The following is a 24,321-nucleotide window of genomic DNA, read 5'->3' as shown; positions in this document are numbered from 1 at the left end:
GTCTCAGTACTCCAGAGGCAGTGCCACGCGCTTGCCGTCGCGCGACGACAGGTACATGGCGATGAGCAGCTCTAGGCTCTTGAGGCCTTCGCGGCCGTCAGTCTCGGCTTCGGCCTCACCACGCAGCGTATTGATCACGTTGTCGTAGTAGAGCGGGTGGCCGAAACCATAGACGCTGGTGGTGGCGTAGCTGGCGTGCTTGATCTCTTCGTCTTCGGGGCGCTGTTCGTCGAATTCCCAGTGCTGGATTTCGTTGACCGCGACGCCGCCGACGCGCACCGTGCCCCTCTCGCCGAGGATGGTGATGCTGCCTTCGAGGTTCTTGGGGTAGGTGAGCATGCTGACGTTGAGCGTTCCCATGGCGCCGCTGCGCCAGCGGATGGCGGCTACGCCCGAGTCTTCGACCTCGATGTCGCGCTCCAGGGTGCCGGTATAGGCCATCACCGATTCGACCGGGCCGATGAGCCAGTCGAGCAGGTCGATGTAGTGGCTGGCCTGGTTCATGAAGGCGCCGCCGTCGAATTCCCAGGTGCCGCGCCACTTGGCGCTGTCGTAGTAATCCTGCGGGCGCGTCCAGAACACGTTGACCGACACCGCGTAAATCTTGCCGAAGCGCTTTTGCTCGACGGCGCGCTTGAGCAACTGCAGCGTGGCGTTGCGGCGGTTCTGCTTGACCACGAAGAGGCGCACGCCGGCCTTGTCGCAGGCTTCGACCATCCGCAGGCCATCGTTCCAGCGCGTGGCCATGGGTTTTTCGGTCATCACGTGCTTGCCGGTCGCCGCAATCTCGATGGCTTGCATGGGATGCAGGCCGCTCGGCGTGGTGAGGATGACGCAGTCGGCGGTGGTGCTGGCGAGCAGGTCGGTGAGCTTGGCATGGCCGCGGGAACCGGTTCTGGCGATCGCTGCTTCGAGCGCGGCGGGGTTGATGTCGCAGACGTCGACCAGTTCGCAGCGGTCGGCGTGCTTTTCCATGGCGGCGAAGTGGTTCTGCGCGATACGGCCGCAGCCGACGAGGGCGAAGCGGATCTTGCGGTCGGTAATGGGGGAGGCGAAATGCATGTCAGAGTCTCCAGGCACAGATGCCGGCTTGCTTGAGTTGATCAGGGTCGAACATACCTTTGACGTCGGCCACCACGGCGCTAGGCGACTTCAACAGGGCCTTGATGTCGGTCGCGGCCAAGGTGGCGTATTCCTGATGGGCCACTGCCACGATGAGCGCGTCGACCGGATTGGAGGTCGCGATCGCGCCGATCTCGACGCCGGGGTATTCGTGGGCGAGCTCGGCGGGGTCCGCATAGGGGTCGGTCGCGACGACGCGGATCCCGAAGTCCTGGAACTCGCGGATGATGTCGATAACCTTGCTGTTGCGGATGTCGGGACAGTTTTCCTTGAAAGTTAGCCCCAACACGCCAACCGTGGCGCTGGAAAGGTCGATCTTGTTCTGCACCATCTTCTTGATGGTGGTGCGGGCGACGTAGCGGCCCATGTTGTCGTTGATGCGGCGTCCGGCGAGGATGACCTGCGGTATGTAGCCAACCTTCTCGGCCTTGTCGGTTAGGTAGTAAGGATCGACGCCGATGCAGTGCCCGCCGACCAGACCGGGACGGAAGGGGAGGAAGTTCCACTTCGTGCCGGCCGCTTCGAGCACGGCGAGAGTGTCAATGCCGAGGCGGGCGAAGAGCACCGAGAGTTCGTTCATCAGCGCGATGTTGAGGTCGCGCTGGGTATTCTCTATGACCTTGGCGGCCTCGGCGATACGGATGCTCTTGGCCTTGTGGGTGCCGGCGACGATGATGCTGCGGTAGAGCTGGTCGACCAGTTCGGCTACCTCGGGGGTGGAGCCGGACGTGACCTTCTTGATTGTGGAGACGCGGTGTTCCTTGTCGCCCGGGTTGATGCGCTCGGGGCTGTAGCCGGCGTAGAAGTCGACGTTGAACTTGAGGCCGGAGAACTTCTCGAGGACCGGGACGCAGTCTTCCTCTGTGGCTCCGGGGTAGACAGTCGATTCGTAAATGACGATGTCGCCCTTCTTCAGCACTTTGCCGATGGTCTCGGAGGCCTTGACCAGCGGGGTGAGGTCGGGACGCTTGTGCTCGTCGATCGGCGTGGGGACTGTGACTATGAAGACGTTGCAGGCCGCGAGATCCTGCGGTTCGGCGGAATAGCGCAGGCCCTTGGCCTCGCGCATTTCTTCGTCCGAGACTTCGAGCGTGCTGTCGTGACCCGCGCGCAGGGCGTCGATGCGCGCCCGGTTGATGTCGAAGCCGAGAACTTCGCGCTGCTTGGCGAATTCAACGGCCAGTGGCAGGCCGACGTAACCGAGGCCGATGACGGCGAGCTTTATGTCAGAAAGGGTGTGCATTTTGTGATTCACTGAATTTAATTATTGAAATGTAATTTTTCGGTGCTGCTGCGCGCGATACGTATGCTGCCGCCGCGAGCGGTGATGGTGGCGCGTCTCATGTGGTCTTGCCTTCAATTGGATCGAACAGCTGGCGCCCTGTTTGCGTCAGACGATAGCGCTGCAGGCGGCTTTGCGGTTTGTCGGGGATGGTCATTTCGATCAGGCTCAGATCGAGGAGACGACGGATCTGTTTGTGCAACTCTCCAGACACGGTGGTGTGCCCCAGCGCTCTCGCCAGTTCGGCCTTGCCGGAAGGCTGGGTGCCGAGTTGCAGGACGATCTTGGCAGCCAGCTTCGACTCTAGCCGTGACTCTAGCCGTGACAGGTTGGCTCGATCATCGTCTGACTCTTGGCGGGTGTCTGACGGGGGCAACTCCGGCGCATGTAACTGCGCAAGGCGAATTCGCAGTCGTACGCCAGTGGCGATCTCCTCGATGACCGGAGCAGGCAGACCTTGCCGGGTGGCTTCATCGAAGATGCGCCGGATGCCGCTGCCCCATTGCTCGATCAGCCCGAGTTCGCGGAACACGCGGGCGATGACGGGGTTGCGAATGCGCGATACGCCGCTCTTCATGTCGTCGATGGTCATCCCCGGCAGCAACAGGCCGGGACTTTCGATGTCAATGCGATCGTCGAAAAAAGCCACGCGGATCGGCGTGCCACGCTGGGCATAGTCACTGTGAACGAGGGCGTTGACGATGGCCTCGCGCAGCATGGTCAGCGGGATGCTCCAGACGTTTTCGCGCCGCATGGCACCGAAGCGCGCGGTCTTGAAGGCGTGCTTCTTCAGGAACAGCTCGATCTCTTCCACGGCGTCTGGCAGGTGGGCGTGCACTTCGTGCTGGTCGAAGATGTCCACCTTGTCGAGTCCACGGAAGCGTCCGCACTGAATCCACGCGTCGGGAAAGTGCTGCTCCCGCGTATTGCCGAACAGCAGGACAGCGCCGCGCGTGGGGACGAGGCGGCCTTGTTCGGCGCGCAGCAGCTTCAGGGTTTGCAGGGATTTTTCATCCAGCGTCCGTGTTGGCCCGAACACGCGTGCCATGGCGGTCGTATCGAGACCGTCCGGGCCGAGTTCGGGCATCGGCTGCTCGTCGAAGACCTGGGCGGCGGCAATATCCTGTTGCGCGACGAGCGTCTTGAGAACGTTGCGCGGCGACGAAAGGTCGCGCTTGAACTTGAGCGTCTTGCTTTCGGGCTGCTGCAGGAGGTGGTCGATGGGGTGGGGCATCGGCTGTGCTGGTGGTGTGAATCAATCTGCGGCGACGATTCCGCACATGGGGGTCAGGTCTTGGCGGCGGTGTTTGCTTTGGCTTTCGCGACGAATTCGGCGACGCAGGCGAGCATCACGCCGCCCATCATGCCCAGGACCGCGGCGAGGGCGAGCACCAGCGCCTTCTTGGGCTTGGAAGGCTTGGCGGGCGCAGTGATCTCACCGATCAGTTCGGTGGGGCGGGTCGCGGGTGGCGTCATCTGCTGGGATAGACGCAGTCGCTCGGTCGGCTGCTGATCGAGCGAGTTGGTGATCGGGCTGCGTTCGATCATGAGCAGGGAGGCCTGGACGTTGTCGCGATCTTTCAGCTTCTCGGCGAGCTGAGCGCAGCGTACTGCTGCTTCAGGGTGGTGCGCTGCTCGTCGAGGCTCTTGAGGCGCTCGGCGATAGGCTTGAGGTTGCCCTCGAACATCGCCATGTGGGCTTTCTGCACACCTTTGACCACCTCGTCGAGCAGGCGCGCAGCATCTTCGGGGGTATCGCCCTCGGCAGTGAGCTGGACGGTGGTCATCACACCCTTCTGCACGCTCGCAGTAATGATGAAGGGGCGTTCGCGCTTGGCGCGTGTAGCGACGTCTTCGCCGTACTGGGCGAGGATGCGGGAGGAGAGTTCATCTGTGTTTTCGAGCATCATCGGCGGCGCAGCGTCGTCAACCTTGACTTGGCCAATCCGCAGCTTGACGCTGGCCTCATCGACGGGCGCCTTGAGGAGCGCAAACGCCGCGCCCCCAGCCATGCAGAGGGTGAAACAGGCCAGGATGAGCCCCTTGCGCCCGGCGAGGATTTGCCAGAGCTCGAGCAGTCTGATCTCGTCGTCATCGTAGGGCTGGGCGGACGGCTGGGTGTTTTGCATGGTGGCAAGACAGTACGGGGAAACCCGGATTATCGCACTTAGGTGTCGCGGACATGAATTGAACGAAGGTAATAGTTTCCTGCAGCGGGGAACCTCTGGCTCGGATAAAAGCCGGGAAGCTGCTCCGGGGCGGTGGGGTATGCATCGGTACGCGATTCTGTGGGCTGCTGGCGCGTGGCTGGCTCACGCTGCTCCATTGAGATCTTTTTGGCGTTATTTGTATATTGCAAAGAACAAAAACGTGGATAAAGTGGACTTCTCGTACTACAAGCAACCTTCGCCATGCTCGACATCCTCCACGCCGATTTCGTCCAGCTCATGGCTCGCTTCGACGAGCCCTATCGCCGCTACCTGCACGGCGATTTCGTGCATGCCGAGCGCCTGTCCGGCGTGCTCGGCCCGCGTGGGGTGGGGAAGACCACCTTCCTGCTGCAGCTCATCGGTGGGACGCCCGATTTTCTGCGCAGCGCACTGTATGTGAGCCTCGATAGCATCCACGCGAGCGGCGTGCAGCTTTATGCCCTGGCCGACCAGTTCCGCAAGCAGGGTGGCAGGTTGTTGGTGCTCGACGAGATCCACCATTACCCTGATTTCGAGCGCGAGCTGAAGAGCATCCACGACGCCCTCGATCTGCAGGTGGTGTTTTCGGGCTCGTCGGCGCTCCACCTCGAGCACAGCAAGGCCGACCTGTCGCGCCGGGCGGTGATGTATGCGATGAGCGGGCTGTCGTTTCGCGAGTACCTGGAGCTGCAGACGGGCGAGTCCTTTGCGGTGTGGTCGCTGGAGCAGGTGCTGGCAGAGCATGAGACCTTGAGCCTGGAGATCAACCGCCGCATCCGGCCGTTGGCGCATTTCGGCGATTACCTGAAGTACGGCTACTTTCCGTACTTCCGCGAATCGGTCGAGACCTACCACCGCAAGCTCGAGCAGACGCTCGCGCTGGCCATCGACCTGGACATCCCGCTGCTGTTCAAGGTCGAGCGCGACAAGCTGGCATCGCTGAAGAAGCTGCTGATGTTGCTCTGTCAGTCGGTGCCGAACCGGATCAACATCAGCAAGCTCTCGGCTGCGATCGGCAGCAGCCGCAGCACCACGTACGCCTACCTGCACTATCTGGAGCAGGCGAACATCCTGCGCAGTGTGTGGGGCGCGGGGCGCAATGCCTCGATACTGAGCAAGCCCGAGAAGCTGTACCTGGCCAACACCAATAACGCCTGGGCGTTATGCCCGGCGCCGCCGTTGGGCACGCTGCGCGAGACCTTCTTCGCCAGCCAGCTCGCCCATGCGCACGCGCTGCGTTACCCGGCCGAGGGCGGGGACTTCATCGTGGACGACCGCTGGCTGTTCGAGATCGGCGGGCCTGGAAAGACTCCCCGTCAGATCGAGGGACACGGCGACGCGTACCTGGCGCTGGACGACATCGAGCACGGGCGGGGGCGGCGGGTGCCGTTGTGGATGTTTGGGTTTTTGTATTGAGGTGGTTAGTTGGGGGGCGGTGGGGGCCTCACGGAAGCAGCTTCCGCAAGGCTGCAGTGGAGACGTCGTCAATGTGGCGAAACGCCGAGGCGATCTTGTCCTGCTCGGTCGCTGGCACCCCGGCCTCGGTGAGGTGAACGCGCCACTGCCGCACCACTCGCCAGACCTCGTCGATCAGTTCGCACGCCGCCGCCAGCGACAGCGTGAATCGTTCGTGCGCGGCAAGTGCGTTGTCGAGCGTCGCCAGCCGGCCCTGGGGGCCGACGCCCAGGTGCAGGAAGCGCTCGCTGGCGTGGCTGGGGCGCGGCAATACGTCGTAGAGCGGGCTGAGGCGCCAGCCGGGCAGGCGCGAGTCCCACAGGAAGCCGTGGTTGCGGAGGTGGTCGTCGTCGTTGCTCACGAAGATGTTGAAGATCATGCGTTTGAACAACTCGGCGGTGTCCTTGCGGATGACCGCGGGGTGGCAGTGGCGGCGGACGGCTTCCGCGAGGTCGGCGTACGACTTGGTGCGTGACTCGGATTCGTCGCAGCCTGCCAGGGTGAGGCCGCTGACGAAGCCCATGCGGTGCTCGGCAGTTCCACCGATGGGGGCGGTGGCAAGCAGGTCGGCATCCGGGGCGAGGGGCGCGTCGGGCGTTGCCCAGTAGCGATCGAAGCGGCGGATGAGCATCACCCGCCGATCGCCCAGCATGACGGTGCGCGCCGGCGGTGTCGTCAGCCCGGCAAGGCGGGCCAGGTGGAGCGCGGCGCACTCGATGGCGGGGATGTCGAAGGCGTCGTGGCGGCTTGCGAACTTGGCCAGCCACAGCACACCGGCCTCGTCGCGGATCGAAGCCTTTGGGCGCGCGCCGCCCAGGGCCGTGCCGTCGACGAAGATGGCTTCGAGGTGCGCGGGGATGGGCTGGCCTTCGTCGATGCGCTCGGCCGCCTCAAGCAGGTGGGCCAGCGTGTGCCATGCGCTGGCGCCGGTCGTCGGGCCCTCGTGAAGGTTGCGGCGAATGTCCAGCGCGCCGACGCGCTCGCTGCCGGCGTGCAGCAGGTATTGCGACTCGGGCAGGCTGTTGGCGGGCACCTTGAGCTTGGCCTCGATGACGCGTCGGCCCCAGGCGTCAGGGGCAGCGTCGCGAATGCCGCCGAAGAAGGGGAGCTGGTTGGCCGGAAGCAGCCTTTTTGCGCGCACGGCTTCGCGATCGGCGAGGCTGAGGCTGACAGGATCGACTTCCAGGGCATCGGCGCGTTTGAGGTAGTTGAGGCCATAGGCGAAGCTCGATGCCAGCAGGCGATCGGCCTCTTCGGTCAGGACGAGCTGCCCGCAGGGCGCCCACGTCGTGCCGAGATGCGCGAAGACCATCAGCTTGGTGTCCTTGGCGGCCATCGTGATCAGAAATCCAGTTCGTCGAGTTCGGTGGCGCTCAGGTCGCGGACGCGCTGGGTGCGCTCCCGCGCTGCAAGGGCGGCGAGTGCGGGGTCGGATTCGGACAGTAGATCCAGCAGTGTGCTGCCGGGGGCGATGGCGTCGAGGTAACGCAGCACCTGGCCGATCGCCAGTCCGGGGTCTCCGCGCTCGAGCCGATAGGCAGTGTTGCGCGACAGGCCTGCACGGAGCGCGGCATCGGTCTGCTTGATGCCACGGGCGAGGCGTAGTCGTGCCAGGCGGCGGCCGAGTTGGGTGGCCTGATCCAGCAGGTGGGGGGCGAGGGCGGCGGATTGCGAGATTTTCATGCTCGTGAAATCGATTTCAGTGAGCTTTGTGTTCGAAATTACGATCAAATTGAAGGGCGGTGCGTCGCTTGTCAAGCTGCGTCGACCTGACGGACGGCTCGCTGCGTTATCCGGCCGAAGCCGGGGGGGCCGTCGTGCACGACCGCTGCCTGTTCGAGATTGACGGGCCTGGAAAGGCCGCTCGCCAGCTCGAGGGGCATGGCGCCGCGTACTTGGCGCTGGACGACATCGAGCACGGGCGGGGGAGGCTGTTGGTTTGTGTGCCGGGGAATGTAATGCCGATCGAGTGCTCGTAGGCAAGCGTCTATAATCGCAGCCAGACTTCATCTGGCTGCGACGCGGGACTCTCGGTTTCATGCACATACTCAATTCGGTTTTCGGTGACTCCACCGGCGGACGATGGGGCGCGACGCTCAAGACGGCGGAACTCCTCGCGGCCCGTGGGCATCGAGTGACGCTGCTGCTTGCCCCCGAGGACGCGCACAAGGTCCCGGACTATGGGCACGCGAACATCGAGGTGGTGACCCTGCGCAACTCGGGTCACTACGATCTGATCGCGAGTTTCCGCGCGCGTCGACTGATCCGCGTGCGGGCCATCGATGCCGTGATCGCCCATAGTGGGCGGGCGATCCACATGCTCAAGCGCGCCGCGCCGCGTGGTGTGCCCGTGATCGCCTTCAACCATAGCCACAACATCAAGCTCACGCTGAAAGCCGACGCCTTCTTCTGCATCACGCCCTACATGAAGCGGATCGTCGATGCGGCGACCGGGGGGGGAACCCGCGTTCGTGATCAGTAATGCGGTGCAGGTGCCACCGCTGGAGGTGCTGGAGGAGCGCAGCGATGACGCGCTTTTCAGTGTGGGCGCGATCGGGCGGATGGTGCCCAACAAGGGTGAGGGAGTGATGAGGGAGTGATGAGGGAGTGATGGGGTCAAGTCTTGCATTTGCTGATCCAATGCGGGGGATGTTTTCCCTTAAAGGCGCGTCGATGGCCTAGTCTTCCGTCGCTGCGCCAGTCTTGCTAAGGATCTTGCGAGTGGGGTTGTGATGGTGACTGCGTGCGAGAGGTCGTGCCTACGTCCTCGCTGCGTCGAGGTGCGCCAGGAACCACGAATACGTTTCTTGCAGCCCGTTCTGAAGTGAAATACGCGCCTGCCACCCCAGCCGCGCCAGCCGGCTTACATCCATCAGCTTGCGCGGCGTGCCGTCCGGCTTCGTCGTATCGAACACCAGCTTGCCCTCATAGCCGATCACCCTGGCCAGGGTCTCGGCCAGCTCGCGAATGGTCACGTCCGTCCCCGTGCCCACATTGATGTGCGAGCGCATCGGTTCGGTTTCGCTGGCGTAGCGTTCCTGCGGGATGTTCTGCAGATGCACCACTGCCTCGGCGAGTTCGTCGACATGCAGGAACTCCCGCATCGGCGTGCCGCTGCCCCAGATCACCACTTCGGCCGCTCTTGCCATCTTGGCCTCGTGAATGCGCCGCATCAGTGCGGGGATGACGTGGCTGTTCTCGGGGTGGAAGTTGTCGCCTGGGCCGTAGAGGTTGGTGGGCATGGCACTGCGGTAGTCGCGGCCGTACTGGCGGTTGTAGCTCTCGCACAGCTTGATGCCGGCGATCTTGGCGATGGCGTAGGGCTCGTTGGTGGGCTCGAGCAGGCCGGTGAGCAGCGCCTCTTCCTTCATCGGCTGCGCGGCGAGCTTGGGGTAGATGCACGACGAGCCGAGGAACATCAGCTTGTGCACGCCGTGGGTTTGGGCGGCGTGGATGATGTTGGCCTCGATCAGCAGATTTTGGTGGATGAACTCGGCCGGGTAGGTGTTGTTGGCATGGATGCCGCCGACCTTGGCCGCGGCCAGATAGACCTGATCGATGCGCTGGGCCGCGAAGAAGGCATTGACCGCGTGCTGGTCGGTGAGGTCAAGCGCGTCGCGGCCGGCGGTGAGGATGTTGGCGTAGCCCTGCGCCTGCAGCCGGCGCACGATGGCCGAGCCGACCATGCCGCGATGGCCGGCGACGAAGATGGTGTCGGTGAGGTTCATTCTGTAAGAGCGGCGCAAGCCGCGATGTTCGAGTCGATCAATTTTCAACGGCCACCGCCACATCGTGCCCATGCGCCTTCAGGAACGCATGCCGCTGCGCCACCTTGAGGTCTTCAGCGACCATCTCGGCGCACATCTCTTTCACAGTGATCTCCGGCGTCCAGCCGAGCTTGTCCTTGGCCTTGGTCGGGTCGCCGAGCAGGGTCTCGACCTCGGCGGGGCGGAAGTAGCGCGGATCGACGCGCACGATGATGTCGCCCACCTTCAGCGCAGGGGCTCTCAATTCGCTCCCCTCGCCGTCGATGTGCTCGACCACCGCGTGCTCTTCCACGCCCTTGCCCTCGAAGCGCAGCGTGATCCCCAACTCCGCCGCCGACCAGCGGATGAAGTCGCGCACCGAATACTGCACGCCGGTGGCGATCACAAAGTCTTCCGGCTGGTTCTGCTGCAGCATCATCCACTGCATGCGCACGTAGTCCTTGGCGTGGCCCCAGTCGCGCAGTGCGTCCATGTTGCCCATGTACAGGCACTCTTCAAGCCCCTGCGCGATGTTGGCCAGGCCGCGAGTGATCTTGCGCGTGACGAAGGTCTCGCCGCGGCGCGGGCTTTCGTGGTTGAACAGGATGCCGTTGCAGGCATACATGCCGTAGGCCTCGCGGTAGTTCACCGTGATCCAGTAGGCGTAGAGCTTGGCCACCGCGTAGGGGCTGCGCGGGTAGAAGGGGGTTGTCTCCCTCTGCGGGATCTCCTGCACCAGACCATAGAGCTCGGAGGTGGAGGCCTGGTAGAAGCGCGTCTTCTTGTCCAGGCCGAGCAGGCGGATGGCCTCGAGCAGGCGCAGCGTGCCCATGGCGTCGACGTCGGCGGTGTACTCGGGCGACTCGAAGCTCACCGCTACATGCGACTGCGCCCCGAGGTTGTAGACCTCGTCGGGTTGCACCTGCTGCAGGATGCGGGTGAGGTTGGACGAGTCGGTGAGGTCGCCGTAGTGCAGGACCATGCGCGGGTTGGGGGTGTGCGGGTCCTGGTAGATGTGGTCGATGCGCTGCGTGTTGAAGCTCGAGGCGCGGCGCTTGATGCCGTGGACTTCGTAGCCTTTGGCGAGCAGGAACTCGGCGAGGTAGGAGCCGTCCTGGCCGGTGATGCCGGTGATGAGGGCGATCTTCTTCATAGGGTGCTTTTGTGTTTCCGAGGCACGGGCTGCAGAGGGCCATGCGTTAGAATCCACGGCCTGGGTTGTCCGGACGATTATCCCATCTTCACAGGCTGGTCTGCCGTTATACGTGCGCTGGCCGCAGACATCATGTGCTTGAACAGGAAAAGAAATGATGAGTAAGGGTTCGTTGCTGATCGAGGTGGGTGCAGGTGAGGTGATCGACAAGATCACGATTCTGAAGATCAAGGCCGAGCGTATGACCGACCCGGCCAAGCTGAAGAACGTGAATCACGAGCTGGCGGTGCTGAGTGCGGCGTGTGCGCAGAATCTGGCTGCGACGCCTGAGTTGGCGCGCCTTGAGACTGAACTTCAGTCCGTGAATGAGGCGCTGTGGGTGATCGAGGACGATATTCGTGCCTGTGAGGCGGCGCGTGACTTCGGGCCGAAATTCATAGAACTGGCGCGCTCGGTGTATATCCAGAACGACAAGCGTGCGGCGATAAAGAAGCAGATCAACGCGCACTGCGGCTCGAGCATCGTCGAAGAAAAGTCCTACACCGAGTTTTCCTGAGCGGGCAGCTTGCTCAGCACCGCGTCGAGTACGGTCTGCACGTCGAGGTCGGTCAGGTTGGCCACCTCGATTGCGTCGAACGCGCCGCGACGGATGCCGGTGCGTGCGGCGCTGGTGTGTGGTCCGAACAAGGCCAGCCCGGGCCTGCCAAGGCACGACGCGACGTGGCTGGGGCCGGTGTCGTTCCCCACGACGAAACGCGCGCCCTTGAGCACGCCTGCAAGTTCGAACCAGTTGAGAAAGCCATTCGGGCCGAGCAGGGTGTGGCCGGGAATGCTTTTGCACAGTTCGATTTCGTCCGGGCCCGGAGCGGTGACGACGTCGTAGCCTCGCGCAATGAGTGCTGCGGCCAGTTGGTCGTAATAGGGCCAGCGTTTGTGCGGGTGCCGGGCGGCACAGCCCGGAATGAGGGCGATGTAGGGTGAGCGCACGCCTGCTTCGGCGAGCGTGGTGCGCACATCATCGGCCATCCATTCCACGTTGGGCCGGGCGCATTCCGCGGGCTCGACGCCTGCGTCCCGCAGTTGCGCCAGATAGCCGTCGATTGCCGAAGCGGGCCGGTGGCCCACGACGCGCCCGCTCCAGATCGTGTTCTTCAGGAAGAGGCGGTGATAGAGCTCGGTGCGATCGGTTTTCTGTAGATCGAAAACCCGGTCGAAGCTCTCGTTTTTCAACGCCGTGCGCAGGGACCACAGGGCGCCAAGCCTCCAGAGTGGCGCACGGTTGTCGATGAGGATGCGGTCGATATGCGGACAGCGCCCCATGAGTTTGCGAAAAGGCGCAGTCGTCAGCAGCACGATTTCGGCCTGCGGGAACCGGGCGCGGATGTCGCGCAATGCGCCGTCCGTCTGCACGATGTCGCCAAATGCGCCATGGCGGATGACGAGGATTTTTTCGGCGGAAGGTGAAGGCTTGCGAGCGTGTGTCGGCATGAGCGTCATGCGGAGGGGTTTCTGACGGTGGGTGACGGGGTAGGGTCGGGTGTGTTTGCGAGATGCGCCAGTACCGCCAGGAAAAGCATCGCATAGATGTTGAACTCACGCGATGCGTAGGAAATGCTGAATTGTGTTTGAACGAGCACCGCGCACGTTGAGGACAACAATAGTCCGGCCTGCAGGCGCTGTGTCTGGGGCAGTGTGCGCCAAGCTTCTATGGAGCGTACCAGCGACATGATCAGCACGAGTGCCAGGGTGCCGACGCCGACAAGGCCGGTCTCATACCAGGCGTCCAGCCAGAGATTGTGCAGGTGTCTGACGGTGTGGCCCTCGAGGCTGCCGATGCTGACAACTTCGCGATAGCCCTGCGTATTGCCCATGCCGACACCGAACCACGGATTCGCAGGCGGGTGCTGGATGGCCTGGTGCCACAAGGTGAGACGCCCGCTGCTGAATTGATCGAGTCGCTGGAAGAGGTCGTCACCAAGCTCCAGCCCGCGCAGCAGGGCATCGCCATTCAGGACTATGGCCAGCGCCAGCAGCGCAAGTCCGGAGGCCAGGACCCGCAAGGCGGAAATCCGCGTAACCAGCAGGCACAGTGTGACGGACGCGGCAAGAAAACTGACCAGTGTCGTACGTTCGTCTGCAAAGATGACCATGCCGGCCGTGAGCGCATACGCCGCCAACGCTTTCGTCAGCGTGCATGAGGTGTGTGGCGTACTGATGCTATATCCGACCAGGAAAGGCGCGAAGATGACGAGGTCCACGGTGCGCAGATCGAGGCGCGGGACGAAGTTTTCGCTGGTCAGGGCAGTCTTGAAAAGATCGAGATAGCACGCTGTGAGCGCAGCGAGCGCGCCGATGGCAAGGGCGCGCAAGAGCGGGGTGATTTTTTTGGGGTCGTCTCGCAGGACGGCATAGGTGATAGCGCCCGTGCTCATGTAGAGCAGGACCGTCGCCCAGATCTTGATCGCACGCGCTGCATCCTCGGCAATAAAAATGCTTGGTGCGTAGGCGCATCCGAGCATCGCAAGGTGCTTGCCGCCTTCAATCAGGTCCTTGCGCCGCAGGTGCGACAGGGCGAGCAGTGCCCATAAGATGTAGCCAAAGAACAGCGTGTTGAAAAGCCCGCGTCCGCCGATGTTGGCGACGGGGAAAAGCGCCGGGGCCAGCCAGCCGAGCCTCAGGAAAGCCGACCGAAGCGCGGCCAGCCTGGCCGAAAGGGTTTGTCTTGTCACGACCATTTCATGCCGGCCTGGATTGGCGCAGGTTCTTTCGCGACCTCAGGCGCACGCGGAGTTTTTCCAGAACGAAGCCGAGCGCAGCGATCGGGTGCCGCGTGCGCCAGGCATGCCGTCCGTACAGGGTGCGGGGCGCCCTTTTGTCGCTTGCGGCTTGCGTCTCGCGGGCTTCTGCCGCCTCGATGATCCGGGTAATGATTGCAAAAAGATTTTCGCGCTCGAGGACGCGGCGCCGGGCTTCATCGATGGCGGGTAGCCGTCGTGCCCATTCATTGTTGCGGATGGCGTCGGCGATCACGCGGGCAGCGCCATCGGGGTTGTGAATGTCGAGCGGGATGAAACTGTCGGCCGGGAAGTAGTCAGTGGCGTTCGGTGCGCCAGCGTAAAAAGGGAGGCAGCGCCCCAGAAAGGCGTCGGTCAGTTTTTCGGTGATGTGATGCGGGGCGACATGATTTTCGACCGCGACGTGATAGCGGAACGGCGCCAGGGCTTCCGCCTTGTCGTCCATCGGAATCGCGCCACGCCCGAAAAGGGTGATGTCGGGCAACAACTCGGTCAGGCGTTGGATAAAATGGAAGCGCTGGGCGTGGAGCGTATGCGTCTGCTGCTTCGGGGAAAATACGCAGGATAGGTCCCGGGTTTTGTCCGCGAGGGCGGGGCCCGCCAGCATCTCGGCATGGGATTTCCAGTGTCCTTGTGCGCTGCCGTAAAACCAGTGGTTGGCTGCGTGCTGGTAGTGGCGGCGGGGGTGCGGCAGGGCCCACGCCGGCTGGCTGGTGAGGACATGGCCGAACTGGGCCGTATAGCCCTTGCCGTATGTCTTGATGGATTCCGGCTCGGTCGTGATCAGCACGGTGTTGTGCGGATGGCTGCGCACGTGTTCGAGCGCCTGCTTGCGGTTTTGTCCCGCATGCGGCGGCAGATCGTCATAGACGACGAGCCAATCGTAGGTGTCCGCATCGCGTTCGAAGGTGAATTGGCAGTTGCCCCATCGCATCCTTGCGTTGCTGAAATAGCGTTGCCACTCGGCCGGGTTGAGGCGGCTGAGGAATTTGACGATCGTTGTTTCGCGTTGCATGCGTAGCGGGTCAGATGAGTTCTTGATAAACGGAAAGCGTGTTCTCGATCATGCTGTCCAGCGTCAGATGCGTGCGTGCGTGGCTGAATGCGGCGTGGAACTGTGCCCTGAAGGCTCCTGAATCCTTTAGTGCCGACTTGATCGTGCCGGCCAGCGAACCGGGGTCCTCCACATCGCAGAGTGCCTGGGCGGGCAGCAGCTCTGGCATGACACCGACACGGGTCGACACCACGGGTAGGTCATGCTGCAGCGCCTCAATCAGCACGTATGGGCAGCCTTCGTAGCGGGATGAGATGACCATGAGGTCGGCACTGCGCATGTATGGCAGGACGTCGCACTGGTGCCCTGCCAGCCGAACACGGTCGCTCAGGCCGTTGCTAACGATCAGTTGTTCCAGGCGAGGGCGCTCGAAGCCTTCGCCGAGAATGAGCAGGGATGCATCGATTGTGCGCCAGGCCTCGATCAGCAGGTCAAAGCCCTTGACGGGGACGAGGCGACCCACTGCGATGACGCGTTTGCCGCGCGGCGCGTGATGCCAGGCTTCGTCCGACGCCATAGCATGGCCGTCGGGAAGCGCAACACCGTTATAGACGATGCGGACCGCCGGATGCGCGACGTTTACGGTGGATACTTGGCTGACGGCGATGACGCGTTCGAATGCATGAAACATGCGGACGTTCTTCTTCCGGCTGTGCAAGGTTGCCACGCTGCGGACCTTGAGCAGGGGAAGCAGGCGTCCAACCATGCTAGCCGCCTTGTTGCCATGGGCGTGGACGATATCTGGACGGGTGCGTCTCATCGTGCGCCAGAGCCGGAACAGCGCAATCGGGTTTCGCCGGCTGCTCGAGAATGCAAAAGGCATGAAGGTGACACCTTGTGCGAAACGCGCGCCGTACATCGGGTCTGCGATGACGCTGACCTGGATGCCGTTCTTGTGGCGCATCAGGCCGTTTGCCAGTTCGACCACGTGCTTTTCAAGGCCGCCTTCACCGTACCCGGCCATGACGATGGTGATGTTCAATTTATCTGCGATCCTGGGGATACTGCGGGTCGATCGGGCCTAACAGGGTGTTGAAAATTGAACCGACACCTTCGGTTTCCAGCTTGGCTGGGAAAAATCGACGCTGAAGAACCCGGGCGTGGTTTGGCATGAAGCACTTTCCAGCCGTCTTTCGAGCCGATTCCGCTACCGCAATTCAGCAGCGCTCCCGTCGCTGCAAAGACGTTGGGCTCTATGCCGTTTCCAGTGGAAATTGACTTCTCAACAAACATGACGGTAGCGCCCGTAGTCGCGGGGGATGCAGGGCAATCGCACCTTCATGTCATAACTCCAAGCAGCTCGGCACGAAATTCGTCAATCGTCGCCGCCAGCATGCGCTTGGACTTGATGCTCGCCCTGCGCGTCGTGTTGAGCCGCAGCAGGTTCATCACGATGTGACGAACGATGGCGAAATTGTTGGCGGCATAGCCGCTGCGCACCCGTGACTGATCCTCGTTGAACTGCACATCCAGACACCAGTGAAGCCGATTCTCCACCTCCCAGTGGCTGCGTACGGCCCGAGCGATGCGCTCGGCGTCGGCGGGCAGGCTGCTGATGTAGAAGACGCGCTCGGTGCTGGTGTGTTCGCCCACGGTGCGAATGCGCTCGACCACCGCGAAGCTTGTCAGATCCTGCCAGTCCTCGGACTTGTAGAGGCGATCGATCGCGGCGTAGGCGCAGCATCGACGGATCTCGATGCGACCGTGGTCCTTGATCGTGGTCTCATGGGTCGAGCTCGGCGTCAGCGGCCCTCGCGGATCGATGTCGGCAAACAGGATCGAATCGTGCAGGTTCGGATGGTTCTCCTTCACGCACAGCACGTAATGCGCGCCGCGCTCGCGGATCGTGCGGGCGATCTTGGTCTGGGTGCCCATTGCGTCGATCGTCACCACGCAGCCCTCGATCGCCAGTTTGGCGAGCAGCTCGGGAATCGCGGTGATCTCGTTCGACTTCTCAGCGGTCGCCGTCTGGCCCAGCACGACGCCCATGCCAGCCGCAAACGCGCTCACCAGGTGCAACGGGCTGGCGTCGGTCTTGCCCTTGCCGCCCGAGCGCCTGCTGGTCTTCCCATCGATGGCCACGACCGTATCTCCGGCCAGCGCCGGTACCACCATGCCGACCCAGCGCCGGAACGCCGACTCGAACTCGTCCGGCGCGATCAGGCCGAACACGCGTCCGATCGTGTCGTGAGACGGGATGCCGTGCTCAAGCTTCATGAAGCCTCGCAGCCAGTCGATCTTGGCCTCGGCCCACAGCTCGATGTCGACGAAGTCGTCGACACCCGACAGCACCGCGCATACCGCCACCGTCAGCAACTCGGCCAAGTCGTGGCGCGCATGCCGCGCGCTGCGCGGGTCGGAAATCGAGACGAACACCTGCGTCAGCGGCATGACGTTTCCTGCCTTCATGGGATGCCCAAAAAGGTAGGAAACTACACAATTTATGACAATGTGAACAGGGGTCTCGCAAGGTCATGAAAGTTAACGAGTTATTGCATTGGCGTATGCGAAGTCGGTGCGATTGCCCTGGCGGGGGATGGCCGGCACCAAGGGGTTGTTCGGTAGATGTTCGAGCTTGGACATGCGCAGGTAGGCAATCGCGATGAAGTTCTCGGGGTCCCGGAAGCCTCGAGCGGCGGTCTTGGCCTGTTGCAGCAATCCATTCATCGCTTCGACGTAGTCGTTGCTGCGCGCGTCGAGCATGCCGCGCACGACGCCACCGAGATGTTCCTTCAACGTGGCAGCCAGGCGCTTGAACGGCTCCAGCCGCGAGCGTCGAGCCCAACTCATCCACTTCGTCAGTGCCCCGAGGGCGACCGCTTCGCTGTTACTGTCACGCGCCTCGCTGTAGACGAGCCGCAGGGCCTGCTTGAGTCGCCAGGCCCGCGCGCTCTTCAGGTTCGAGCGCTGCAGCCAGTGCATCGCCTCGAACTGTGCGCGAGTCCAACTCGCCGCATCCTTTCGCATGCCCCAAAGCAACTGGCGAAGGGTCTTCTTGCTGTGCGCGCCGACCGCCTCGCGGACCGCCGCCGCCGAACTGCGCATCTCCTCACGGCGCACCTCATCCATCGCCGCATTGGCCAGCGCAACGACGTGAAAGCGGTCGTAGCTGATCTGCGCGTTGGGCAGCGACTGGCCAATCCCCTTGGCGTAGGCCGCGCTCATGTCGATGCAGGCGTGCTCGATCGTGGCCGGATCGCCGCCATGCGCGCGCAGGTCGTCGGCGAAGGCCGCCAAGGTTTGATGGTCACGGCCCGGGCAGGCGAACAGCAGACGCTTGGCCGCCAGATCATGCACCACGGTGATGTACTGGTGACCCCGCTTGACGCTGGTCTCGTCGATGCCCACATGGCGCACGCCCGACATGTCGTCCTTGGCGCGCGCCACCTCGACGTAGTGGCGCACACGCCGCCACAAACGCTTGGCCGCCACCCGCATCTGATTGGCGGCCTGGCGTACCGGCAGCGCCCGGCACAGCGACAAGCCCAGCGCTTCGAACAGCAAGGTGAAGCCGCTCCCCTCGCGCGCCCATGGCACCGGCAACTGCGTGGTCTTGCCGCAGCCCGTGCACTGCACGCGCGGCACCTCGGCATGCAACCACGCTTCGAACTGGAAGAAGTCCAGGTGCCGCCAGCTACGGCGTACCCGGTCATGGATCAACTGATGCTCGACTCCACACGCCGGGCAGGCCGCACGCTTGCCGGTGTGCTCGACCTCGAAGTCGATGCGCCGCTTGCCGGTGTTGAGCTCGACCTTGGCAACGTGCCAGGGCGGCTGCAGGCCGAGTGCGGTGGTGAAGAGGGCTTCGATCTGGTGGCTCATCGGATGCGAGGTCGGCGTCAGTGTCGGGCGGTTGTACCACCGATCGTCATGTTTGTTGAGAAGTCAATTTCCACTGGAAACGGCATAGAGCCAGACGTTGTTTCCTATCCCATGCCGCACTTCGAATGGCGCGCGAGCGCCAACGAATTACGACGCCAACAAATTGCCCAATCGCGTCAGGTTGTACGCGGCGAAATTGAGCAGTGCATGCACGCGAATCTTGTCCAGGCCGCGTGCCATCAAACGGCGCAGCGTGCCGATGTCCTTCACCCAGCCGAAGGCTTCCTCGATCATCTTTCGACGACGCAGACTGACCTTGTAGCCTTCGGTGGTCTTGATGTGCTCGGGCACGGCACTGCTTTGGCTCTTGGCTGCCACGTGCGGGGCAATCCCCAGTGCCGTCAGGGCGTCCACGAAGTCGGCGGTGTCGTAACCTCGATCTGAAGCCACGGTGGGTTTGCGGCCCCCGCTCGCCGGCTTGATGCTGCGCTTGACCATCACCAGCGCGGCCTCACGTTCGGCGGTCCCGGTGGCTGGAGTCGTGTGCACATCGACGATCAGCCCGTGCCGGTTCTCGGCCAGTGCATGCGTGGTGTAGCTCAGAAACGCCATACCGCCGCCCTTGCTCGCCAACAGGGACTCGGGGTCGGTGCGCGAAACATGCGTCGCGTTCGAGCGTTTCTTGCCCCGGAAATCGACCTCGGGGTTGCGCCCCTGATCCGGTCCGGGTGGCTCGTCCGAGCCGTCGCGTGCGACCATGCTCTTGTGCGAGGCCCAAGCCCGCAGCAACGAGCCATCGACGCTGAAATGCTCGTCGGACACCAGCTCGGCCCATTCGGCAATCGCCACCACGCCGCCGAAGAACTCGCGCATCACGCTTTCCTTGAGCAGGCGCTCGCGGTTGGCCGAGAACGTCGAGTGATCCCAGATCGCCTCGTCCAGCGTCAGCCCGACGAACCAGCGGTACATCATGTTGAAATCGATATGCTCGACCAGCGCACGTTCCGAGCGGATCGAAAACAGGCATTGCAGCAGTGAGGCCCGCAGCAATCGTTCCGGCGCAATCGAGGGACGTCCGCCTTCGGCATAGAGCGCATCGAAATGCGCAGACATCGAACGCAAGACCAGATCGGCGAGCACCTTCACGCGACGCAGCGGGTGGTCTCGGGGAATTCGATCCTCGAGATTGACGTAGCTGAACAGGGGGCTTTGTTTATGGTCGGCGCCGCGCATCGGAACAATTGGAGTGGTAATGCAGATCGTATTGCAACGTCCGGGAAAGCCTTGCCAGTGCTCGGATCTGGCTAAATCAACAACCTGCTAATACGCGCTCAGGCTTGATTGAGGTCGCGGTAGAGTTTAATTGTGTGCGCCTGCATGTGCTCGAGCAGAAAGCGCGTGTTGAGCGATACCGCTGGCGTTTCGCCGCGCACGGTCGCCAGTGCGCATTGGCTCGCGGCGATTACATCCCCCTTCGCCACCGCCCCATGCGGAAACAGCTCCCCCAGGATCTCCGCCACCCCGCCATGCGCATACCCCACCACCGGCCGCCCCATCGCCAGCGGCTCGAGCACCGTGCGCCCGAAGGATTCCGGTGTGGAGGACAAACTCAGCACGCAGTCCGAGATCGCGTAGATCTCACGCACGTCGCTGCGGTGACCGATAAACACGATGCGCTCGCCCAGCCCCTCCGCCTGCACGCGTTCGCGGATTTCCTTCGCGTAGCCCGGCCGTTTGGGGTCCTCGCCACCGACCACCAGCCCGATCACGTCCAGCCCGTCGGCGACCAGCCTGCCGACGAGGCTGATGAAGTCGTGATGCCCCTTCAGTCTGGTGAGCCGCCCCGGCAGCGTCAGCACCTTGCGCTGGCCGATCTGCGGGAACTCGGCATGGAAACGCGCCAGCCACTCGTCCGCCGGCTGGTAGTCGCGTGGGAACTCCGCCGGGTCGATGCCGCGCGGGATCACCGTGATGCGCTCGTCCGCCAGATGCGGCCAGCGGCTGGCCGGGTAATGCGTACGGATGTAGTCGCGCACCGTGTCGCTGACCGCGATCACCCGCTCGCCGGCGCACATGATCGCGCTGTAGCGGCTCACCGAGTGCATCCCATGCACCGTGGTGACGAAGCGCGGCCGGGCGCCCGCCGGCATGCCGCGCCACGCAAGCCACGCCACCCAGGCGGGCAGGCGCGAGCGGGCGTGGACGATGTCGAAGCGCTCGGCCTCGAAGAGTTTGCGCAGCGCGCGGTAGTGCAGGAAGGTGGCCGGCGACTTGCGCCCGAGGTCGCGCGCGATGTGGCGCGAGCCTTCGCGCTGCAGCTGCTCGACCAGCCGCCCGCCCTTGGACAGCACCACCGATTCATGCCCGGCCGCGACCAGCGCGCGCGCGATCTCCAGCGTGCCACGCTCGACGCCGCCGCTGTCGAGCGCGGGGAGCAGTTGCAGGACCTTGAGGGGCTTCATTTGCGCTTCAACCCTCGAAGAGGTCCGTGTGCGTGCCGGCGCGGACGAAGGTGATCTGCTTTTCGTCGGCGGTGTAGATGAGCAGGAAGTCGCCGCCGACGTGGCATTCGCGGTGATCGGCCCAGTCGCCCTTGAGCGGGTGGTCGAACCACTCGGGGCCGAGCGGGGCGTCGTTGGCGACGAGCAACAGCATGACCTCCTTGAGCCGCTTGAGGTCGAAGCGGCCCGAACGGCCCAGGCGTTCCCAGTCCTTATGGAAGCCCTTGCTGAAATCCGCGGCGCGCGGCAGCGATGCCCGCTTGTTTTTAGCGGGCTTTTTCGAGCTCATCGAACAGGGCGTCGGTTGATCCGAAACCTGCCTGGCGAGCCTTCATCATGGCGCGTGCCTCTTCCATGGCGGCGCGTGTTTCGGCGTTGGGGACCTTGAGCTCGAGCGGAAAAGCCTGGTCGTTGACGACACGCTTGAGGAAGATGCGCACGGCGTCCGACATCGACAGACCCATGGCGGCCAGCGCCTCAGTGGCCTGGGTCTTGGTTTCGTCGTCGACGCGGATGTGGAGCATTGAACTCTGTGCCATGGCTTCCTCGCTTACTGGGTGCGGATTATGTATCGCATATGAGATGCGATCAAGGCGGATCGTTCCGCACGGTGAGCGGCGCGCTATTGCGGCCAGCGCGACAGCACGACCGCCGCCACGCGCTCGGCTTCGCTCAGGCGGGTCGGCGGCGCGTGCAGGGCGCCTTCACGCTGCCAATCCGCAAAGCTGGTGACGAAGCCCTCGCGCTGCAAATCGGCCACCCCCGCCGTGATGCGCGTCTCGCCCAGCCGCGGCACCGCGAGCAGGCCGGTGGCGGCGCCGGCGGTGAGGCTCTCGTAGACCATCGACACGCTGTCTTCGGTCACCCAGGCCTGCGCGCTGCGCGCCACCTGTTCCATCGCCCAGCCGGGCGGGGTGTCGCGCACCGGACGCACGTCGACGCCGCGTTCGCGCAGGGCGAGCAGTGCGGCTTCGGTCTCGGCCGGGGTGCGGCGCGAGGTGGTCAGCGTCCAGCGCATCGCCGGCGTGGCGGCGAGGATGGCGTCGATCTGGGCGAGCAGGCCGGGGGTGTCCCAGCCATGGTGCTTGGACGGTCCGCCGATCAGGAACAGGCCCTTGTCAGCCGCGCGCTCGGGGCTGGGGCGGGCGGTGTTGAGCACGCCGCGGGTGGCGACGACGTTGGCGCGAGCGGGCGGCTTGTCGTGCTGCGGGATCACGCACAAGTCGAACCAGCCCAGCGGCAGGCTGGGCCGCATCAGCGCGATGAGTGTGCCGCCGCGTGCGCGTCGCGCGGCCAGGCCAGCCAGGTGCGTGCGGTGGCCGGCGACGAGGATCAGGTCCGGATCCGGCCGCGTGGCGCCGGGCGGGAAGCGGCCGGCGAGCCACTGCCACAGCGCGCTGCGACCGGCCGGGGCGTCGATCCAGTGCGTCTCGACCGCCGTACGCGCCGCCAGCGCCTGCGCCAGTCCCTGCAACTGGCTGCGGTGGCCGGGCTTGTTGTCGGTGATGAGCCAGAGGACGGTCATGGCGGGCTTCTCCTGCCTCAGCGGTTGAACCACTTCAACACCACCCCCCAGCTTTCCACATCGATTCGCGTCACCAGTCCGCAGCCGAAGTCCAGCCCCAGCCAGCGCTCGGGTGGCATGCCGAGCAGGTGGCCGGCGATGGCGCGCAGCGGGCCGCCGTGGGCCACGACGACGACATTCTCGGCGGGTGGGGGTGCCTCCCGTGGGAGCGGGCTTGCCCGCGAATCTCCAATCGACGAGCCATTCGCGGGCAAGCCCGCTCCCACAGGGCGTTTCTCGGCCCGCGGCGCAGATTCTGAAACTGGTGAAATTGGGGTTTGTCCCCTATTTCCATTTCCCGAAGAGGCGGTCTGCGGCGCGCAGCCCGGGCCGTGCCTGATCTCTTCCAGCCAGGCCAGCACCCGTGCGGCCATCTCGCGCGGCGACTCCCCGCCGGGCGCGCGAAAGCCGAGCGGGTCGGCCGCCCAGTCGTCGATCGCGCTGCCGATGTCGGTGAAAGTGCGGCCTTCCCAGTCGCCGAAGTGGATTTCCATGAGCCGGTCGTCCACGTGCGGCGTGCCGAGTTCCTGCGCGAGCAAGCGCGCGCGCGCGAGCGGGCTGGCGTGCAGGGTGAAGGATTCGGGCAGCAGCGGGCGCAGGCGCGCGGCGACCGCGACCGGGCACTCGGCGAGTCCGACGTCGGTCTGGCCATAGCAGACGCCCGGCTCGACGGCGGGGCGGGGGTGGCGGATGAGGTGGAGTTGCATGGGGTGCAGGGGCCGGCGCGTGGCGCGTGCTCAGGCCCAGTGGGCCAGGATGCCGATGTAGCACGCCAGCTCCGCCGCCTGCTGCACGGCGCCGAGCAGGTCGCCGGTGTGGCCGCCGAGGCGGCGCAGGAAGAGGCGGGCGAGCCAGAGGGTGAGGAGCGCCGCCAGCCCCAGCGCGCTCAGCCCCTGCAGCGGGGCGAGCAGGACGAAGGCGGGCAGCAGGCCGCAGAGGCCGGCGAGGATGAGTTCGCCGTGGCTCAGCCGCTGCGCGAGCGCGGCGGCCTTGCTGCTGTCGTCGCTGCGCGCGTAGGGCAGGGCGTGCAGCACGCCGACCGCGGCGAGGCGCGACAGTGGATGGGCGACGAGGAGCGCGATCGCGGCGGTGGCCGGGCCGCTGGCGGCCAGTTCGATCAGCGCCGCCGCCTTGGCGAGCAGCATCAGCACGATGCCGATGGCGCCGTAGCTGCCGATGCGCGAGTCCTTCATGATCGCCAGGATCTGCGCCTTGTCCCAGCCGCCGCCCAGCCCGTCGCAGGCGTCGGCGAAGCCGTCCTCGTGCAGCGCGCCGGTCAGGCGGATGGTGAGCGCCATCGACAGGATCACCGCCAGGCTCGCCGGCAGCACCTGGGCGAGCGCGTAAAGCGCCGCGGCCCCGGCAAGGCCGACCACCCAGCCCACCAGCGGCAACCAGGCGCCGGCACGGGCGAGGCGCTCGGGCGACCACGCCACCCAGGCCGGTACCGGCAGGCGGGTGAAGTAGCCGAGGGCGGTGAAGAAGCGGGCGAGCGGTTCGCGCATCAGGCGGTGCAGGTTTGCGGGAGGTTTGTGGGAGATTTTTCGGAGATCTGTGGGAGATCTGTGGGAGCGGGCTTGCCCGCGAACATCGCCAGCTCAAGCGCCGCATTCGCGGGCAAGCCCGCTCCCACAGACA

Annotated in this window: 25 protein-coding genes; 3 read left to right on the top strand and 22 right to left on the bottom strand. The window is 64.4% G+C overall.

Annotated features, from left to right (window positions below):
• Window positions 1-3: 3 nt before the first annotated feature.
• The 5 genes from AAG895_RS17400 to AAG895_RS17380 all read right to left on the bottom strand — a co-directional run bounded on the left by AAG895_RS17400 (window position 4) and on the right by AAG895_RS17380 (window position 4,533).
• The gene (locus tag AAG895_RS17400; RefSeq protein WP_345793232.1) at window positions 4-1,062 is read right to left on the bottom strand and encodes a Gfo/Idh/MocA family oxidoreductase; all 1,059 of its coding nucleotides are present in this window, start codon (window positions 1,060-1,062) and stop codon (window positions 4-6) included.
• 1 nt (window position 1,063) lies between these two features.
• Window positions 1,064-2,365, bottom strand: a complete 1,302-nt coding sequence (locus tag AAG895_RS17395; protein WP_345793231.1) for a nucleotide sugar dehydrogenase — start codon at window positions 2,363-2,365, stop codon at window positions 1,064-1,066.
• A 97-nt stretch (window positions 2,366-2,462) separates the two neighbouring features.
• Window positions 2,463-3,638: an ATP-binding protein gene (locus AAG895_RS17390; protein WP_345793230.1), complete on the bottom strand. Its 1,176-nt coding sequence runs from the start codon at window positions 3,636-3,638 to the stop codon at window positions 2,463-2,465.
• 53 nt (window positions 3,639-3,691) lie between these two features.
• Window positions 3,692-3,952 carry a GNVR domain-containing protein gene (locus AAG895_RS17385; RefSeq protein ID WP_345793229.1) on the bottom strand — a complete coding sequence of 87 codons (261 nt, stop codon included), beginning with the start codon at window positions 3,950-3,952 and terminating at the stop codon, window positions 3,692-3,694.
• A gap of 32 nt (window positions 3,953-3,984) precedes the next feature.
• Window positions 3,985-4,533 (bottom strand): hypothetical protein, encoded by a 549-nt coding sequence (locus AAG895_RS17380; RefSeq protein WP_345793228.1) that lies wholly within the window; start codon window positions 4,531-4,533, stop codon window positions 3,985-3,987.
• Between the two features lie 282 nt (window positions 4,534-4,815).
• Here AAG895_RS17380 and AAG895_RS17375 point away from each other — a divergent pair, with 282 nt between their 5' ends.
• A complete protein-coding gene (locus tag AAG895_RS17375; RefSeq protein WP_345793227.1) occupies window positions 4,816-6,009 on the top strand; it encodes an AAA family ATPase in 1,194 nt (397 codons plus the stop codon).
• A gap of 28 nt (window positions 6,010-6,037) precedes the next feature.
• Here the strand turns inward: AAG895_RS17375 and AAG895_RS17370 are convergent, their stop codons facing one another.
• Both AAG895_RS17370 and AAG895_RS17365 read right to left on the bottom strand, forming a co-directional pair.
• The gene (locus AAG895_RS17370; protein ID WP_345793226.1) at window positions 6,038-7,384 is read right to left on the bottom strand and encodes a HipA domain-containing protein; all 1,347 of its coding nucleotides are present in this window, start codon (window positions 7,382-7,384) and stop codon (window positions 6,038-6,040) included.
• 5 nt (window positions 7,385-7,389) lie between these two features.
• Window positions 7,390-7,731, bottom strand: a complete 342-nt coding sequence (locus AAG895_RS17365; RefSeq protein WP_345793225.1) for a helix-turn-helix domain-containing protein — start codon at window positions 7,729-7,731, stop codon at window positions 7,390-7,392.
• 355 nt (window positions 7,732-8,086) lie between these two features.
• Here AAG895_RS17365 and AAG895_RS17360 point away from each other — a divergent pair, with 355 nt between their 5' ends.
• The gene (locus AAG895_RS17360; RefSeq protein ID WP_345793224.1) at window positions 8,087-8,530 is read left to right on the top strand and encodes a glycosyltransferase; all 444 of its coding nucleotides are present in this window, start codon (window positions 8,087-8,089) and stop codon (window positions 8,528-8,530) included.
• Between the two features lie 277 nt (window positions 8,531-8,807).
• On the opposite strand, the gene AAG895_RS17355 is transcribed toward AAG895_RS17360, so the two are convergent.
• Window positions 8,808-9,776, bottom strand: coding sequence for a GDP-L-fucose synthase (locus tag AAG895_RS17355; protein WP_345793223.1), 969 nt, complete (start codon window positions 9,774-9,776; stop codon window positions 8,808-8,810).
• Between the two features lie 37 nt (window positions 9,777-9,813).
• Complete coding sequence (gene gmd, locus AAG895_RS17350) at window positions 9,814-10,947, bottom strand: GDP-mannose 4,6-dehydratase (protein ID WP_345793222.1); 1,134 nt, start codon at window positions 10,945-10,947, stop codon at window positions 9,814-9,816.
• A 157-nt stretch (window positions 10,948-11,104) separates the two neighbouring features.
• On the opposite strand from gmd, the gene AAG895_RS17345 reads away from it, so the two are divergent.
• Window positions 11,105-11,503: a DUF6165 family protein gene (locus AAG895_RS17345; RefSeq protein WP_345793221.1), complete on the top strand. Its 399-nt coding sequence runs from the start codon at window positions 11,105-11,107 to the stop codon at window positions 11,501-11,503.
• Here the strand turns inward: AAG895_RS17345 and AAG895_RS17340 are convergent.
• The 13 genes from AAG895_RS17340 to AAG895_RS17280 form a co-directional block, all read right to left on the bottom strand.
• Window positions 11,485-12,444, bottom strand: a complete 960-nt coding sequence (locus AAG895_RS17340) for a glycosyltransferase family 9 protein (RefSeq protein WP_345793220.1) — start codon at window positions 12,442-12,444, stop codon at window positions 11,485-11,487. The two genes, AAG895_RS17345 and AAG895_RS17340, sit on opposite strands and share 19 nt — an antisense overlap.
• Complete coding sequence (locus AAG895_RS17335; protein WP_345793219.1) at window positions 12,441-13,676, bottom strand: O-antigen ligase family protein; 1,236 nt, start codon at window positions 13,674-13,676, stop codon at window positions 12,441-12,443. The genes AAG895_RS17340 and AAG895_RS17335 overlap by 4 nt, the downstream gene beginning before the upstream one ends.
• Before the next feature lie 7 nt (window positions 13,677-13,683).
• Window positions 13,684-14,757: a glycosyltransferase family 10 gene (locus tag AAG895_RS17330; RefSeq protein WP_345793218.1), complete on the bottom strand. Its 1,074-nt coding sequence runs from the start codon at window positions 14,755-14,757 to the stop codon at window positions 13,684-13,686.
• Between the two features lie 10 nt (window positions 14,758-14,767).
• Complete coding sequence (locus AAG895_RS17325; protein ID WP_345793217.1) at window positions 14,768-15,778, bottom strand: glycosyltransferase; 1,011 nt, start codon at window positions 15,776-15,778, stop codon at window positions 14,768-14,770.
• A gap of 296 nt (window positions 15,779-16,074) precedes the next feature.
• On the bottom strand, window positions 16,075-17,205 hold the full coding sequence (locus tag AAG895_RS17320) for an ISAs1 family transposase (RefSeq protein ID WP_345793216.1): 1,131 nt from the start codon (window positions 17,203-17,205) through the stop codon (window positions 16,075-16,077).
• 72 nt (window positions 17,206-17,277) lie between these two features.
• Entirely contained in the window at window positions 17,278-18,618 is a 1,341-nt protein-coding gene (locus AAG895_RS17315) for an ISL3 family transposase (protein ID WP_345793215.1), read from the bottom strand.
• 147 nt (window positions 18,619-18,765) lie between these two features.
• Entirely contained in the window at window positions 18,766-19,851 is a 1,086-nt protein-coding gene (locus tag AAG895_RS17310; protein ID WP_345793214.1) for an IS5 family transposase, read from the bottom strand.
• A 98-nt stretch (window positions 19,852-19,949) separates the two neighbouring features.
• Window positions 19,950-21,080 (bottom strand): glycosyltransferase family 4 protein, encoded by a 1,131-nt coding sequence (locus AAG895_RS17305; protein ID WP_345793213.1) that lies wholly within the window; start codon window positions 21,078-21,080, stop codon window positions 19,950-19,952.
• Between the two features lie 7 nt (window positions 21,081-21,087).
• Complete coding sequence (locus AAG895_RS17300; protein ID WP_345793212.1) at window positions 21,088-21,408, bottom strand: type II toxin-antitoxin system YafQ family toxin; 321 nt, start codon at window positions 21,406-21,408, stop codon at window positions 21,088-21,090.
• Window positions 21,386-21,658, bottom strand: coding sequence for a type II toxin-antitoxin system RelB/DinJ family antitoxin (locus tag AAG895_RS17295; RefSeq protein WP_345793211.1), 273 nt, complete (start codon window positions 21,656-21,658; stop codon window positions 21,386-21,388). The genes AAG895_RS17300 and AAG895_RS17295 overlap by 23 nt, the downstream gene beginning before the upstream one ends.
• A gap of 83 nt (window positions 21,659-21,741) precedes the next feature.
• Window positions 21,742-22,644: a mitochondrial fission ELM1 family protein gene (locus AAG895_RS17290; RefSeq protein WP_345793210.1), complete on the bottom strand. Its 903-nt coding sequence runs from the start codon at window positions 22,642-22,644 to the stop codon at window positions 21,742-21,744.
• Between the two features lie 17 nt (window positions 22,645-22,661).
• On the bottom strand, window positions 22,662-23,390 hold the full coding sequence (cobC, locus tag AAG895_RS17285; RefSeq protein WP_345793209.1) for an alpha-ribazole phosphatase family protein: 729 nt from the start codon (window positions 23,388-23,390) through the stop codon (window positions 22,662-22,664).
• Between the two features lie 30 nt (window positions 23,391-23,420).
• Window positions 23,421-24,188: an adenosylcobinamide-GDP ribazoletransferase gene (locus tag AAG895_RS17280; RefSeq protein ID WP_345793208.1), complete on the bottom strand. Its 768-nt coding sequence runs from the start codon at window positions 24,186-24,188 to the stop codon at window positions 23,421-23,423.
• Window positions 24,189-24,321 lie beyond the last annotated feature (133 nt).

Origin of the sequence: Thauera sp. JM12B12 (assembly GCF_039614725.1) — a bacterium.
GTDB lineage: Bacteria > Pseudomonadota > Gammaproteobacteria > Burkholderiales > Rhodocyclaceae > Thauera.
The sequence above is the reverse complement of the archived record's forward strand: the minus strand, read 5'-3'. Positions and strand labels throughout refer to the sequence as shown.

What these genes read in the sequence shown, in the direction of transcription:
- AAG895_RS17400 (WP_345793232.1), bottom strand. Translation starts at nt 1,062, where the DNA reads ATGCATTTCGCCTCCCCCATTACCGACCGCAAGATCCGCTTCGCCCTC.
- AAG895_RS17395 (WP_345793231.1), bottom strand. Translation starts at nt 2,365, where the DNA reads ATGCACACCCTTTCTGACATAAAGCTCGCCGTCATCGGCCTCGGTTAC.
- AAG895_RS17390 (WP_345793230.1), bottom strand. Translation starts at nt 3,638, where the DNA reads ATGCCCCACCCCATCGACCACCTCCTGCAGCAGCCCGAAAGCAAGACG.
- AAG895_RS17385 (WP_345793229.1), bottom strand. Translation starts at nt 3,952, where the DNA reads ATGATCGAACGCAGCCCGATCACCAACTCGCTCGATCAGCAGCCGACC.
- AAG895_RS17380 (WP_345793228.1), bottom strand. Translation starts at nt 4,533, where the DNA reads ATGCAAAACACCCAGCCGTCCGCCCAGCCCTACGATGACGACGAGATC.
- AAG895_RS17375 (WP_345793227.1), top strand. Translation starts at nt 4,816, where the DNA reads ATGCTCGACATCCTCCACGCCGATTTCGTCCAGCTCATGGCTCGCTTC.
- AAG895_RS17370 (WP_345793226.1), bottom strand. Translation starts at nt 7,384, where the DNA reads ATGGCCGCCAAGGACACCAAGCTGATGGTCTTCGCGCATCTCGGCACG.
- AAG895_RS17365 (WP_345793225.1), bottom strand. Translation starts at nt 7,731, where the DNA reads ATGAAAATCTCGCAATCCGCCGCCCTCGCCCCCCACCTGCTGGATCAG.
- AAG895_RS17360 (WP_345793224.1), top strand. Translation starts at nt 8,087, where the DNA reads ATGCACATACTCAATTCGGTTTTCGGTGACTCCACCGGCGGACGATGG.
- AAG895_RS17355 (WP_345793223.1), bottom strand. Translation starts at nt 9,776, where the DNA reads ATGAACCTCACCGACACCATCTTCGTCGCCGGCCATCGCGGCATGGTC.
- gmd (WP_345793222.1), bottom strand. Translation starts at nt 10,947, where the DNA reads ATGAAGAAGATCGCCCTCATCACCGGCATCACCGGCCAGGACGGCTCC.
- AAG895_RS17345 (WP_345793221.1), top strand. Translation starts at nt 11,105, where the DNA reads ATGAGTAAGGGTTCGTTGCTGATCGAGGTGGGTGCAGGTGAGGTGATC.
- AAG895_RS17340 (WP_345793220.1), bottom strand. Translation starts at nt 12,444, where the DNA reads ATGACGCTCATGCCGACACACGCTCGCAAGCCTTCACCTTCCGCCGAA.
- AAG895_RS17330 (WP_345793218.1), bottom strand. Translation starts at nt 14,757, where the DNA reads ATGCAACGCGAAACAACGATCGTCAAATTCCTCAGCCGCCTCAACCCG.
- AAG895_RS17320 (WP_345793216.1), bottom strand. Translation starts at nt 17,205, where the DNA reads ATGAAGGCAGGAAACGTCATGCCGCTGACGCAGGTGTTCGTCTCGATT.
- AAG895_RS17315 (WP_345793215.1), bottom strand. Translation starts at nt 18,618, where the DNA reads ATGAGCCACCAGATCGAAGCCCTCTTCACCACCGCACTCGGCCTGCAG.
- AAG895_RS17310 (WP_345793214.1), bottom strand. Translation starts at nt 19,851, where the DNA reads ATGCGCGGCGCCGACCATAAACAAAGCCCCCTGTTCAGCTACGTCAAT.
- AAG895_RS17305 (WP_345793213.1), bottom strand. Translation starts at nt 21,080, where the DNA reads ATGAAGCCCCTCAAGGTCCTGCAACTGCTCCCCGCGCTCGACAGCGGC.
- AAG895_RS17300 (WP_345793212.1), bottom strand. Translation starts at nt 21,408, where the DNA reads ATGAGCTCGAAAAAGCCCGCTAAAAACAAGCGGGCATCGCTGCCGCGC.
- AAG895_RS17295 (WP_345793211.1), bottom strand. Translation starts at nt 21,658, where the DNA reads ATGGCACAGAGTTCAATGCTCCACATCCGCGTCGACGACGAAACCAAG.
- AAG895_RS17290 (WP_345793210.1), bottom strand. Translation starts at nt 22,644, where the DNA reads ATGACCGTCCTCTGGCTCATCACCGACAACAAGCCCGGCCACCGCAGC.
- cobC (WP_345793209.1), bottom strand. Translation starts at nt 23,390, where the DNA reads ATGCAACTCCACCTCATCCGCCACCCCCGCCCCGCCGTCGAGCCGGGC.
- AAG895_RS17280 (WP_345793208.1), bottom strand. Translation starts at nt 24,188, where the DNA reads ATGCGCGAACCGCTCGCCCGCTTCTTCACCGCCCTCGGCTACTTCACC.